This is a genomic window from Streptococcus sp. S5, from assembly GCF_034134805.1.
Classification (GTDB): Bacteria; Bacillota; Bacilli; order Lactobacillales; family Streptococcaceae; genus Streptococcus; species Streptococcus lingualis.
Window position 1 is genome coordinate 318,184 of sequence record NZ_CP139419.1, and the last position, 16,043, is coordinate 334,226.

At 41.1% G+C, this 16,043-nt stretch carries 3 protein-coding genes; all 3 read left to right on the forward strand.

The window, feature by feature from the left end; all coding sequences use genetic code 11:
• Window positions 1–4 precede the first annotated feature (4 nt).
• The 3 genes from radA to SM123_RS01615 all read left to right on the forward strand — a co-directional run bounded on the left by radA (window position 5) and on the right by SM123_RS01615 (window position 15,747).
• The gene (gene radA / locus SM123_RS01605) at window positions 5–1,339 is read left to right on the forward strand and encodes a DNA repair protein RadA (RefSeq protein ID WP_320909990.1); all 1,335 of its coding nucleotides are present in this window, start codon (window positions 5–7) and stop codon (window positions 1,337–1,339) included.
• Window positions 1,340–1,625: 286 nt separating this feature from the next.
• Entirely contained in the window at window positions 1,626–2,120 is a 495-nt protein-coding gene (locus SM123_RS01610; RefSeq protein WP_320909673.1) for a beta-class carbonic anhydrase, read from the forward strand.
• 235 nt (window positions 2,121–2,355) lie between these two features.
• Entirely contained in the window at window positions 2,356–15,747 is a 13,392-nt protein-coding gene (locus tag SM123_RS01615) for an SspB-related isopeptide-forming adhesin (RefSeq protein WP_320909674.1), read from the forward strand.
• Window positions 15,748–16,043 lie beyond the last annotated feature (296 nt).

Here is a 16,043-nt window from a genome sequence, read left to right on the forward strand (position 1 = left end):
TTTTATTTGTCAAAATTGTGCCTACAATTCACCCAAGTATCTAGGCCGCTGTCCAAACTGTGGATCTTGGTCTTCTTTTGTCGAGGAAGTTGAGGTCACCGAGGTTAAGAATGCGCGTGTGTCCTTGACGGGTGAAAAGACCAAACCCATGAAATTAGCGGACGTGACCTCTATCAATGTTCACCGGACCAAGACGGAGATGGAGGAGTTTAACCGCGTCCTTGGAGGCGGAGTGGTACCAGGAAGTCTCGTCCTCATCGGTGGGGATCCTGGGATTGGGAAATCGACCCTTCTCCTTCAAGTGTCGACCCAGCTATCTCAAGTGGGAACGGTTCTCTATGTCAGTGGAGAGGAGTCAGCCCAGCAGATTAAGTTACGAGCAGAGCGCTTGGGTGATATCGATAGCGAGTTTTACCTCTATGCTGAGACCAATATGCAGAGCGTGCGAGCAGAAGTGGAGCGCATCCAGCCTAACTTTCTCATCATCGACTCTATCCAGACTATTATGTCTCCTGAGATTTCAGGAGTTCAAGGGTCAGTTTCTCAAGTACGGGAGGTAACCGCTGAGCTTATGCAGCTGGCCAAAACCAACAACATTGCCATCTTTATCGTCGGCCATGTGACCAAGGAAGGAACCTTGGCGGGCCCGCGTATGTTGGAGCACATGGTGGATACGGTCCTCTACTTTGAAGGAGAACGTCACCACACCTTCCGGATTCTGAGGGCAGTAAAAAACCGCTTTGGTTCGACCAATGAGATTGGGATCTTTGAGATGCAATCAGGTGGCTTGGTTGAAGTTCTCAATCCGAGTCAAGTTTTCCTAGAAGAGCGTTTAGACGGTGCGACTGGTTCGTCCATCGTAGTGACCATGGAAGGGACGCGTCCAATTCTTGCTGAAGTACAGGCCTTGGTGACTCCGACTATGTTTGGGAATGCCAAGCGGACGACAACGGGGCTTGATTTTAACCGAGCTAGTCTCATCATGGCAGTGCTAGAAAAACGAGCGGGTTTGCTCCTTCAAAATCAGGATGCCTACCTCAAGTCTGCAGGTGGTGTCAAGTTGGATGAGCCGGCTATCGACCTAGCCGTAGCCGTAGCCATTGCTTCCAGCTACAAGGACAAGCCAACCAACCCGCAAGAGTGTTTCGTTGGAGAGTTGGGCTTGACCGGAGAAGTCCGCCGAGTCAATCGGATCGAACAACGGATCAATGAAGCGGCTAAGCTTGGTTTTACCAAGATTTATGTTCCGAAAAATTCTCTGACTGGGATCACGACGCCATCGGGGATCCAGGTCATCGGTGTGACGACACTAAGTGAAGTCTTAAAAAAAGTATTTTAATAGAAGAAAAGAGGCTGGGACAAAAGTCCTAGCCTCTCAATTTTTTTGGATTGTCGAGCAAGACGCAGTGGTTGAGTGGACTCTATTACGCTGATTTCATCAGCTTTTACAGCCCTACTCAACTGTGCGGAGGTGGGACGACGAAATCGAATTCTAACGAATTTCCGATTTCTGTCCCACTCTCTTTTTCCGATGTGACAAATACGAGTAGAAAGCACCTGACAGAAAGGAGTAGATATGATAAAATAATAGATGATTTGAATTTCAAAGGAATGAAGGAGAGACCATGTCTTATTTTGATAATTTTTTAACAGCCAACCAAGCTTATGTGGGTCTACATGGAGACCTCCATCTACCGATTAAGCCCAAAACACAAGTTGCCATCGTGACCTGTATGGATTCTCGCCTTCACGTGGCACCAGCATTGGGTCTAGCTCTTGGAGATGCCCATATTTTGCGGAATGCTGGAGGGCGCGTGACCGATGACATGATCCGCTCCTTGGTCATTTCCCAGCAGCAAATGGGAACTCGAGAAATCGTCGTCTTGCATCATACGGACTGTGGTGCACAAACCTTTGATAACGAAAGTTTCCGGCAGCATCTAAAGAAAGAATTGGGAGTAGATGTCGGAGAGCGTGACTTCCTCCCCTTTCAAGACATTGAAGAGAGTGTCCGCGAGGATATGGAGCTTCTCAAGGCTTCCCCTTTGATTCCAGAGGATGTCATTATCTCAGGAGCTGTGTATGATGTGGATACTGGAGTGATCTCCGAAGTGAAATAAAAAAGAGTTCAAGAAAACAAAACGACTTTGTTTTCTTGAACTCTTTTTTATTGGTGTGAAAAAATTGAACCGTCTAGGAAAAAATGTGACAAAATGATTAAAAAATCGGTGTAAATTATGACATTTTTACAGAAATATGACATATTTATTTCGACACATTGATTATCTATGTCGATCATGTTACAATTTTATTTGTATCATGGAATCATGAAATATGAAAAAGGAGATCCTATAAATGAAGGATGTATTTAATAAGCGCCAGCGCTTTTCATTGCGAAAGTATAGCGTTGGGGTTTGTTCTGTTCTCTTAGGGACAGCACTCTTTGCTGCAGGAGCTCAATCTGCGTCAGCGGATGAAGCAACAGCAGCCTCTGAATCTGCGGGAACAGCAGCTTCAGAAGCAGCACAACCTGCTACAACAGAGTCAAGTCAAACAGAAGCACCAACTGCTTCTAAGGTATACGGGGAAGGGGCATCAGTTCCAAAAATTGACCTTTCTGGAACTACTGCTGCAACTTCAGAAACACCAGCTCTAGCAACCGAAAAAGCTGAAGTAGCTGAAACACCAGCTGCTACAGAAAACAAGGAAGCGAAAGCTGAATCTAAAAAAGAAGAAAAAGCAGAAACTAAAAAATCTGAAGAAGCTTCAAAACCGCTAAACGTTGGTTCATTACCAAAAATCACTCTACCAGTTACAAATAAGGCAGAGTTAAGCGCTAAACCAGCTTCTACAACAGCACCAACTACAGCATCAACAACTTCAACTCGTGCTGCAACTAGTGAAAGCTCAGAATCAATGGCTACCAGTGAAGCGGCTCAAGTAACGCCTGCTACTTTTTCAGCTACTGTAAATCCAGCAGCTCCAATCACTGGTACCAAACCAGCTGAGCAATCAGATCCAACAGCAACAGATCGTAGTGCAACACTTGATCGAGCTGCAACTGATTTGACGAATGCTGGTGCTTTGGCAACAAGTCGTAGCCGTCGTAGCCGTCGTGCTTTGACAGACCATAATGTAACGCCGATTGATGTTGTAACGACAATAGCTACAGATGTTAAAGCTAATCCAGGCATGACAGATCCTAACGGAGCATCTGTACACTCTCAAACAATTCCAGCTGGTTACCAAGCTAAAGAAGGGGATTTCTATACTTTTGGTATCTGGAATCTTACAGAATACAATAACCGTTATAATACAAACTACTATGCACGTGCTTACAAGAGTTTTGACACTTCAACAGATACTACGGTTGAATTGATTGATAAGAATACGGGTAATGTAGTTGAAACACACACAGTCACTGCAACCAGTGGTGTTCAAAAATTCACTAAAACCACTCCAAAGTCTAATAATGAGTTGACGCTGCAAGTGGATTATCAAGCAGGTGCTGGTCAAGGTCCTGGTAAAACAGATCAACCATTCATTCAAATGGGATTTGAAGTTGGTCCAGCGATTCAAGCTTTGGTTGCTGCTGGTCATAATCTGACTCCGGCTGAGCAAGCTCGTTTTGATGCAGTTTACGCAGCACGTAACTCAAACGATATCATCAATGCGGTTGAACCTACTTACAATGGTCGTCGAGTTACGGATACAAACTTTAAGATTCCTATCTTTGTTGAAAAAACTACTTACTATAAACTTGTTAATCATAATAACCCTACTTACAAAGAAACTGGTAAGTCTGTTACAACTCAGGACTATAAAGAAGATGGTAGTGAAACTGAGTTAGCTAAATATACTCTGAAAGCTATGGAGGGTCAAAACTTCACAGCTTCTGGGGAACGTCAATTTACAAAGACTGAAAAACTCACAGATAAAATTACTAGAGAAACAGCTTATAAACTCTATCAAACAGCTGATCCAGATACAACTTCTGGTTATGTAAGCCGTCCTTACACCGTTGGTACGAAATTCATGGATGCTGAGCGTGCAGGAATTAAACGGATTAAAGAAATCGTAGGGGAAGATGGGTCAGTAGTTGTTCGTGTTTATCTTCTAGATCCTAAACAACAAAGCAAGCGTTCTGATGGCACCTTGAGCACTGATGGCTACATGTTGCTAGCAGAAACGAAACCAATTAAGCCTGGTGACTATAACAAAGAAGAATTAGTTGTTAAGAAAACTCCTCTTCACACCATTGCTTTCACTGATAGTAAAGGTGTAAACTATCCAAATGGTAAAGAAGTTCCATTTGATTTCCAATGGGATGCTGCCTATACTCCGTATAAGACAGTCTTTGTTCCTTTCTTGGGAGATAATATTGGTCACCTTTCTCCAAATGAACAATTGGTTCGTGGGGTAAATGGTATTGGTACCAACGTTGACTTGCTCAACTCCTTAGTTCCTTACAAACAACCAATTTACTACTACGATAAGACAGAAACCATCAAGGTAAAACCAGAAGTTGAAAAACAATTGGAAGGCCGTGTGCTTGTTGATGGTGCATTCAACTTCAAGATTAAAGAAAATCAACAAAACAAATCGCTTCCTGGTTATGAAGAAACTGTCACAAATAAAGATGGTAAGGCAACCTTCCCAGAATTGTCATTTACAAAAGAAGGTACTTATACATATACTATCACTGAATTAGCTGGCAGAGATAAGGATATCGACTATGATGCTATGAAAGTAACCATGACTGTAGAGGTTACGAAAGATGCTAATGGTGATTTGCAAGCATCTGTTAAATACAGTTCTGAAGGTGGCTTCAAATCAAGCGATGATGATAAGATCTTCAACAACTATGTTGTAGCACCAGTTAAGACTCGTTTTGACTTCAGCAAGGCTCTTGCAGGTCGTGAGTTGAAAGACGGCGAATTCAGCTTTGTATTGAAAGATTCAAGTGGTAAGACTCTTCAAACCAAGACCAATACTAAACAAGGTGTTGTAGCTTTTGATGACTTAACCTTTGATAATACGCAAATTGGTACTCACAAGTATACTGTAGAAGAAGTTCAAGGTTCTGAAGCAGGAATGCAATATGATACGATGAAGGCTGAAGTGACAATTACTGTTACTAAGGAAGGTCACGTTCTTAAAGCAACAAATACACTTCCTGCAGATACAGAGTTCAACAATACCTTCACACCTGTTGCTACACAAGCTCAATTCAAGTTCACTAAGAAATTGGAAGGGAAAGAGCTCACGAAGGATGCCTTCACATTTGAATTGGTTGAAAATGGTAATGTCATCCAAACGAAGAAAAATGCGGCTGATGGAACCATCCAATTCGACGCGATTTCTTACGATAAAGAAGGTTCACACACTTATACTGTACGTGAAGTAGCTGGAACAGATACAAACATCGACTACGATGATATGAATGCAGTCGTAAAAGTTAACGTTACGAAAGATGCTGCATCTGGTGTCTTGACTGCTAAGGTGACAATGCCTGAAGATACAGAGTTTAACAACTTTGCAGTAGCTCCAGTTAAGACTCGTTTCGACTTCAGCAAAGCCCTTGCAGGCCGTGAGTTGAAAGAAGGCGAATTTACATTTGTATTGAAAGATGCAAATGGTAAGACTCTTCAAACCAAGACCAATACTAAACAAGGTGTTGTAGCCTTTGATAATTTGACCTTTGACAATACACAAGTAGGTGTTCACAAGTATACTGTAGAAGAAGTCCAAGGTTCTGAAGCAGGAATGACTTACGACCCAATGAAAGCTGAAGTAACAATTACTGTTACGAAAGAAGGTCACGTTCTTAAAGCAACAAACACACTTCCTGCAGATACAGAGTTCAACAACACCTTCACACCTGCTGCAGCTCAAGCTCAATTCAAGTTCACTAAACGTCTTGAAGGGAAAGAGCTTACAAAGGATGCCTTCACATTCGAATTGCTTGAAAATGGCAATGTGATCCAAACTAAGAAAAACAAAGCTGACGGATCTATTACATTTGATGCGATTGAATACAACGCTGTAGGTGAACACACTTACACTGTGCGTGAAAAAGCTGGTAACGATACAAACATCGATTACGATCCAATGAACGCAGTCGTAACCGTTAATGTAACCAAAAATGCAGCTACAGGTCTCTTGAGCGCAGCTGTTACAATGCCTGAAGACACGGAATTCAACAACTATGTGGTTTCACCAGTTGTGACCAAGTTTGACTTCACTAAGAAATTGGCTGGTCGTAAATTGGCTGCAGGCGAATTCAGCTTCGTATTGAAAGATTCAACTGGTAGAGAAGTTGAAACTGTGAAAAATGATGCTGACGGTAACGTAACCTTCTCAGAATTGTCATTTGACAATACAAAAGTTGGTACCCACACATATACTGTAGAAGAAGTGATTCCGGCAAACAAAGAATTTGGAATGACTTACGACCAAATGAAGGCTACAGTGACTGTTGAAGTTGCCAAGAACGGTCATTCATTGACAACTGTTACAAACGTGACATCAACTGGTGGTAAAGATGCCAATGGTAACGCTACTGATGGTACTGCAGATAAAGAATTCAACAACAAAGTTACTCCTCCAGAAACTCCAGAATTCCAACCAGAAAAATTTGTCGTTTCTAAAGAGAAATATGACATCACTGGTAAGAAGTTGATGGATGACGACAATGAGTTGACAAATGAGTACACTGAAACAAATGCGGATCCATATGTAGACAAGACAACTAACAACGAACCAGAAAACTTGAATACCAAGACAGTTAAACGTGGTTCTAAATTGGTTTACCAAGTATGGCTTGATACTACGAAATTTACTGAAGCGAACAACATCCAATACGTTGGTGTATCTGATACATACGATGCAGAAAAATTGGACGTTAATGCAGCGGACATCAAAGCATATGATTCAGTAACTGGTGCAGAAGTAACCAATAAATTCGACATCAAAGTTGAAAATGGTACAATCACTGCAACTTCTAAAGATGAATTTATCAAAGATAAAGTCAATGCTCCTGTTATCGACACAACTAAGTTCGAATTTGGACGTTACTATAAATTTGATATTCCAGCAACTGTGAAAGAATCTGTTAAAGCTGGTGCTGATATTGAAAATACAGCCAACCAAACAGTTCACGTTTACAACCCAGTAAGCAAGACAGTTGAAAAACCTGAAAAACCAACACAAAAACGTGTCAACAGCGTTCCAGTTCCAGTGGAAATGAACTTCACGAAACGTTTGGAAGGTCGTGAACTTCAAGCCAAGGAATTCGAATTCGTATTGAAGAAAGACGGCGTTGAAGTTGAGCGCGTGAAGAATGACGCTGCTGGTAAGATTGTCTTCAAGACTCTTGAATTCGGTCGTGATGATCTTGGTAAGACTTACAACTACACAGTAGAAGAAACTCCTGGTACAGATGCAACTGTCAAATACGATACAATGGTTGCTACTGTTAAAGTGGTTGTTTCACACGATGGTACAGCTAAAGCAATCGTTGCCAACGTAACAGATGCAGCTGATAAAGAATTTAACAACCGTGTAACACCTCCAGAAGAACCTAAGTTCCAACCAGAGAAATATGTTGTTTCTAAAGAGAAATATGATATCACTGGTGACAAGCTCGTTGACGATGATAGAGAGTTGGCAGACAAGTACGCAGATACAAATGCGAACCCATATGCAGACGATGCATCAAACAACGAAGCAGAAAACTTGAATACCAAGACTGTTGAACGTGGTTCTAAATTGGTTTACCAAGTATGGTTGGATACAACTAAATTTGATGCAGCTAACAAGGACAACATCCAAACAGTTGGTATCTCAGATAACTATGATGAAGCTAAATTAAATCTTAATAAAGCTGACATCAAAGCTTATGACTCTGTAACAGGCGCAGAAGTAACAGATAAATTCGATATCGCTGTCAACAACGGTGTGATCACTGCTAACTTGAAAGCTGGCTTCACGAAGTCACTTGGCGATGCAGAAAACACACAAGTCATCGATACAACTAAATTCGCATTTGGACGTTACTATAAATTTGATATCCCAACAACAGTGAAAGACGATGTGGTAGCTGGTGCAGATATCGAAAATACTGCGGCTCAAGTTGTAAACTATTACAACCCAACGACTAAGAAAGTTGAAAAACCAAACAAACCAACTGAAAAACGTGTAAACAATGTTCCAATCTCAGTAGAATTTAACTTCACTAAGAAATTGGAAGGTCGTGATCTTAAAGCTAACGAATTCACATTCGAGTTGAAAGATAGCGACAATGTTGTGATTGCGACTGCAACCAACGATGCAGCTGGTAACTTCAAGTTCACTCCAGTTGATTACACAAATAAAGCTGGTAAAACTGTCACTGCCCTTAAATACCAGAAGGGTCAAGAAGGTACTTACACTTACACTGTAACAGAGGTTAAGGGTACAGACTCAACTGTCACTTATGATGAAATGTCTGCAGTTGTAACCGTTACTGTGTCTCATGACGGTACTGCCAAAGCCTTGATCACAAACGTGACAGAACCTGCTGATAAAGAGTTCAACAACCGTGTCACTCCACCAACAGAACCTAAGTTCCAACCAGAGAAATACGTTGTTTCTAAAGCGAAATTCGATATCACAGGTACGAAGCTCGTTGATGACGATTCTGAATTGACAGATAAATATGGTGAAACAAATACAAACCCATATGTCGATACAACTGCCAACAACGAAGATGAAAACTTGAATACGAAACCAGTTGAACGTGGTCAAAAACTTTACTACCAAGTATGGTTGGATACAACTAAATTTGACGCAAACAACAAAGACAATATCCAAACAGTAGGAATCACAGATAACTACGACAAGGATAAATTGACTGTTAATGCTTCAGATATCAAGGTTTACGATTCAGTTACTGGTGCGGATGTTACGACTAAATTTGATATCTCTGATAACAATGGTGTTCTGACAGCTAACCTTAAGGATGGCTTCACTAAGTCACTTGGCGACGCTGAAAATACTCAAATCATTGATACTACTAAGTTCGAATTTGGACGCTACTATAAATTTGATATCCCAGCAACAGTGAAAGACGATGTCGTAGCTGGTGCAGATATCGAAAACAAGGCAGCACAAGTCGTTAACTACTACAACCCAGTAAGCAAGACTGTTGAAAAACCAAACAAACCAACTGAAAAACGTGTCAACAGCGTTCCAATCTCAGTAGAATTCAACTTCACTAAGAAATTGGAAGGCCGTGAACTGAAAGCTGGCGAATTCACTTTCGAGTTGAAAGACAGCGACAATGTTGTGATTGCAACTGCAACCAACGATGCAGCTGGTAAGATCAAGTTTGCTCCAGTAGATTACACTAATAAAGCTGGTGAAACTGTTACTGCCCTTAAATACAAGAAGGGTCAAGAAGGTACTTACAAGTACACAGTAGAAGAGGTTAAAGGAACTGACGCAACCGTAACTTATGACACAATGAAAGCTGTTGTAACAGTTGAAGTTCGTCATGATGGTACAGCGAAAGCCTTGATCACAAACGTGACAGAACCAGCTGATAAAGAATTCAATAACACAGTTCGTCCTCCAGAAGAACCTAAGTTCCAACCAGAGAAATATGTTGTTTCTGAAGAGAAATACGATATCACAGGCGACAAACTCGTTGATGATGATAAAGAGTTGGCAGACAAGTACGCAGATACCAATGCGGACCCATATGCGGACGATGCATCAAACAACGAAAAAGAAAACTTGAACACTAAGACTGTGAAACGTGGCGACAAGTTGGTTTACCAAGTATGGTTGGATACAACTAAATTTGACGCAGCTAACAAGGACAACATCCAATCAGTAGGAATCTCAGATGACTACGATGAAGCTAAATTGGAACTTGATTCTACTAAGATCAAAGCTTACGATTCAGTAACAGGCGCAGAAGTAACAGATAAATTCGATATCACTGTGAACAACGGTGTGATCACTGCAACTCTTAAAGATGGCTTCACTAAGTCACTTGGCGACGCAGAAAACACACAAGTGATCGACACAACTAAATTCGAATTCGGACGTTACTACAAGTTCGACATCCCAACAACAGTGAAAGCTGATGTACCTGGTGGTGTAGATATCGAAAATACTGCAGCTCAAGTAGTAAACTACTACAACCCAACAACTAAGAAAGTTGAAAAACCAAGCAAACCAACTGAAAAACGTGTAAACAACGTTCCAGTTGAAGTGGAATTCAACTTCACGAAACGCTTGGAAGGCCGTGAGCTTAAAGCTAACGAATTCAGCTTCGTTCTTAAAGATTCAGAAGGTAATACTCTTGAAACTGTGAAGAACGATGCATCTGGTAACGTTAAGTTCTCAGCTCTTGAATTCAAGAAAGGTCAAGAAGGCGTACACAACTACACAGTAGAAGAAGTTAAAGGAAGCGACGCAACCGTTACATACGACACAATGAAAGCGAATGTAACAGTCACAGTGAAACACGATGGTACTGCTAAAGTTCTTATCGCGACTGTAGGCGACATTGCGGATAAAGAATTTAACAACCGTGTGACTCCTCCAGAAGAACCTAAGTTCAATCCTGAAAAATATGTTGTTTCTGAAGCGAAATTTGATGTAACAGGTACGAAACTCGTTGATGATGACAAAGAATTGGCTAACAAGGTTGCGGATACAAACGCTAACCCATATGCGGACGATGCATCAAACAACGAAGCAGAAAACTTGAACACCAAGACTGTGAAACGTGGCCAAAAACTTTATTACCAAGTATGGCTTGACACGACTCAATTTGATGCAGCTAACAAGGATAACATCCAAACAGTTGGTATCACAGATGACTTCGATGAAACTAAGTTGACTGTGAATGCTTCAGACATCAAGGCATACGATTCAGTATCAGGTGCGGATGTTACATCTAAGTTTGACATCTCAATCGCTAACGGTGTAATCACAGCTAACCTCAAAGATGGCTTCACTAAGTCACTTGGCGACGCTGAAAACACTCAAATCATTGACACTACTAAGTTCGAGTTTGGACGCTACTATAAATTTGATATTCCAGCAACTGTGAACGCAGATGTTCCTGGCGGTGCGGATATTGAAAATACTGCGACTCAAGTAGTTAACTACTACAACCCAACGACTAAGAAAGTTGAAAAACCTGAAAAACCAACTGAAAAACGTGTTAACAACGTTCCAGTTGAAGTGGAATTCAACTTCACAAAACGTTTGGAAGGTCGTGAGCTTAAAGCTAACGAATTCAGCTTCGTTCTTAAAGATTCAGAAGGTAAGACTCTTGAAACTGTAAGCAATGATGCGGCTGGTAACGTCAAGTTCTCAGCTCTTGAATTCAAGAAAGGCCAAGAAGGCGTACACAACTACACAGTAGAAGAAGTTAAAGGATCTGACGCAACCGTTACATACGACACTATGAAAGCGAATGTGACAGTCACAGTGAAACACGATGGAACAGCTAAAGTTCTGATCGCGACTGTTGGCGAAATTGCGGATAAAGAATTTAACAACCGTGTAACACCTCCAGAAGAACCTAAGTTCCAACCAGAGAAATACGTTGTTTCTAAAGAGAAATACGATATCACAGGCGACAAGCTCGTTGATGATGATAAAGAGTTGGCAGACAAGTACGCAGATACCAATGCGGACCCATATGCGGACGATGCATCAAACAACGAAAAAGAAAACTTGAACACCAAGACTGTGAAACGTGGCGATAAGTTGGTTTATCAAGTATGGTTGGATACAACTAAATTTGACGCAAACAACAAGGACAACATCCAATCAGTAGGAATCTCAGATGACTACGATGAAGCGAAGTTGGAACTTGATTCTACTAAGATCAAAGCTTACGACTCAGTAACAGGCGCAGAAGTAACAGATAAATTCGATATTACTGTGAACAACGGTGTGATCACTGCAACCCTTAAAGATGGCTTCACTAAGTCACTTGGCGACGCAGAAAACACACAAGTGATCGACACAACTAAATTCGAATTCGGACGTTACTACAAGTTCGACATCCCAACAACAGTGAAAGCTGATGTACCTGGTGGTGTAGACATCGAAAACACTGCGGCTCAAGTAGTAAACTACTACAACCCAACAACTAAGAAAGTTGAAAAACCAAGCAAACCAACTGAAAAACGTGTCAACAACGTTCCAGTTGAAGTGGAATTCAACTTCACGAAACGCTTGGAAGGCCGTGAGCTTAAAGCTAACGAATTCAGCTTCGTTCTTAAAGATTCAGAAGGTAAGACTCTTGAAACTGTGAAGAACGATGCATCTGGTAACGTTAAGTTCTCAGCTCTTGAATTCAAGAAAGGTCAAGAAGGCGTACACAACTACACAGTAGAAGAAGTTAAAGGATCTGACGCAACCGTTACATACGACACTATGAAAGCGAATGTAACAGTCACAGTTTCACACGACGGAACAGCTAAGATTCTCGTAGCGACTGTAGGCAAAATTGCGGATAAAGAATTTAACAACCGTGTAACACCTCCTGAAACTCCAGAATTCAATCCAGAAAAATATGTTCTAAACGAAAAAGAATTTGATTTGACTGGAACTTCATTATTAGATGATGATAAAGAGTTGGCAGACAAGTACGCAGATACCAATGCAAACCCATATGCGGACGATGCATCTAATAACGAAAAAGCGAATATCAATACTAAATCAGTTAAACCAGGTCAAAAACTTGTTTACCAAGTATGGTTGGATACAACTAAATTTGATGCAAACAACAAAGACCATATCCAATCAGTAGGAATCTCAGATGACTACGATGAGGCTAAAGTTGATGTTGATGGTTCAGCAATCAAAGCTTATGACGGTAAGACTGGTGCGGATGTAACAGCTAAATTCGATATTACTGTGAACAACGGTGTGATTACTGCAACCCTTAAAGATGGCTTTACTAAGTCACTTGGCGATGCGGAAAACACACAAGTCATCGACACAACTAAATTCGAATTCGGACGTTACTACAAGTTTGATATCCCAGCTACAGTGAAAGCTGACGTTAAAGGCGGAGTAGACATCGAAAACACTGCGGCTCAAGTTGTAAACTACTACAACCCAACTACTAAGAAAGTTGAAAAACCAAACAAACCAACTGAAAAACGTGTAAACAGCGTACCAGTTGAAGTGGAATTCAACTTTACTAAACGTATGGAAGGCCGTGAGCTTAAAGCCAATGAATTCAGCTTCGTGCTTAAAGATTCAGAAGGTAAGACTCTTGAAACTGTTAAGAACGATGCCTCAGGTAACGTTAAGTTCTCTAAACTTGAATTCAAGAAAGGTCAAGAAGGCGTTCACAACTACACAGTAGAAGAAGTTAAAGGAACAGACGCAACCGTTACATACGACACTATGAAAGCGAATGTAACAGTCACAGTTTCACACGACGGAAAAGCTAAAGTTCTGATCGCGAAAGTTGGCGACATTGCGGATAAAGAATTTAACAACAAGGTGACTCCTCCAGAAACTCCAGAGTTCAACCCAGAGAAATACATCTTGAACGCTGAGAAATTCGACCTTACTGGTAAATCACTTCTTGATGATGATAAAGAATTGGCAGACAAGGTTGCGGAAACAAACGCAAATCCTTACGCTGATAAGGCTGACAATAATGAAGCAGCAAACATCAATACTAAGACTGTGAAACGTGGCGATAAGGTTGTTTACCAAGTATGGTTGGATACAACTAAGTTCACTGAAGCGCACAACATCCAATCTGTTGGTGTTACTGATGACTACGAAGAAGACAAGCTTGACATCAATGTTGCAAACATCAAAGCTTACGACTCTGTAACAGGCGAAGATGTGACTGCTAAATTTGATATCAAGGTTGAAAACGGTGTGATCTCTGCAACTTCTAAAGCGGACTTGACTAAGTCACTTGGAGACGCAGAAAATACTCCAGTGATCGACACAACTAAGTTTGCGTTTGGACGTTACTACAAGTTCGACATCCCAGCAACAGTGAAAGATACTGTTAAGGGTGGTGCGGATATTGAAAACACTGCAGCTCAAATCGTTCACCAATACGATCCAACAAGCAAGACAGTGAAGAAACCAAACAAACCAACTGAAAAACGTGTTGTGAACATCCCTGTTTCAGTAGAATTCAACTTCACGAAACGCTTGGAAGGCCGTGAGCTTAAAGCTAACGAATTCAGCTTCGTTCTTAAGGATAAAGATGGTAAGACTCTTGAAACTGTGAAGAACGATGCATCTGGTAACGTTAAGTTCTCAGCTCTTGAATTCAAGAAAGGTCAAGAAGGAACTTACAACTACACTGTAGAAGAAGTCAAAGGAACTGATACAACCGTTACTTATGACACGATGAAAGCAGTTGTGACAGTTAAAGTTTCTCATGATGGAACAGCGAAAGCTCTCCTTACTAAGGTAACGGATCCATCAGACAAAGAATTCAATAACACTGTTCGCCCACCTGAAACTCCAGAATTCAACCCAGAGAAATACATCTTGAACGAATCTAAATTCGATCTTACAGGTGTGAAACTTCTCGACGATGATAAAGAGTTGAAGGATAAGGTTGCGGACACAAATGCAAATCCTTACGTTGATAAGACTGATAACAACGAAGCTCAAAATATCAATACGAAGACACTCAAGAAAGGTGATAAAGTATACTACCAAGTATGGTTGGATACAACTAAATTCACTGAAGCACACAATATTCAATCTGTTGGTGTGACAGATAAATATGACAGTGCAAACTTGACTGTCAACGGAGCTGATATTAAGGCATACGACTCTGTAACAGGAGAAGATGTAACAGCTAAGTTTGATATCAAGGTTGAAAACGGTGTGATTACTGCAACATCTAAAGCAGACTTGACTAAGTCACTTGGAGACGCAGAAAATACACAAGTTATCGACACAACTAAGTTGGCCTTTGGACGTTACTACAAGTTTGAAATTCCTGCAGAAATTAAACAATCTGCTCAAGATGGTGTGGACATTGAAAATACAGCTTCACAAATCGTACACCAATACGATCCAACTAAGAAGACTGTAGAAAAACCAGAAAAACCAACTGAAAAACGTGTAGTCAACATTCCAGTTAAGGTTCAATTCCAATTCACTAAGAAATTGGAAGGTCGGGCATTGAAGGCTGGTGAATTCAGCTTCGTTCTTAAGGACGAAAAAGGAAATGTGATCGAAACCGTAACCAATGATGCGGCTGGTAAGATCACCTTCTCAAATCTTGAATTCAAACGTGGTGAAGAAGGAACTCATCTCTACCATGTAGAAGAAATCCGTGGCACAGATTCTAGCGTTGAATACGATAAGATGGTTGCCACTGTGGGTATTATGATTAACAAAGACGGTAAAGTATTGACGGCTATTACTCAGTTGCCAGAAGATACAGAGTTTAACAATACTGTTATTCCGCCAACAACACCGCCAAATACACCACCAACAACACCACCGAATACACCACCGACAACACCGCCGACAACGCCACCAACACCACCAACACCACCAACACCACCAACAACACCGCCAACACCACCAACGCCACCAACACCTACAACTCCTCCAGCTCCAGCACTTCCTGAAACTGGTGAAGAACAATCAGCATCTGCTGCATTGTTAGGTGCTGCACTTGGTATGGTTGGCCTTGCGGGACTTGCAAAACGCAAAAAACGCGAAGACTAAAATTGAGGTGACATCAGCAAACTTGTTGATGAGGTGACAATTTTAGATCCAACAGGAAGAGGCTTTGCTCGAAAGAGCAAGGCCTCTTTGTTTGGTATTGGAAACTTAGAAAAACATGCATAAATGTGATGAAAAAGTTTCAGTAAAATTCTATATATTCATTTCATTCGGTTACTAGTTTCAGTAAAATTCCATTGACTTGAAGTAGAGAAAACAGTATACTAGTAAAGCAATTTGATCTTTCAAACTGCCGGCAACAAGGGGAATGAATCCACTTTGAATTGGAATACAGTAGG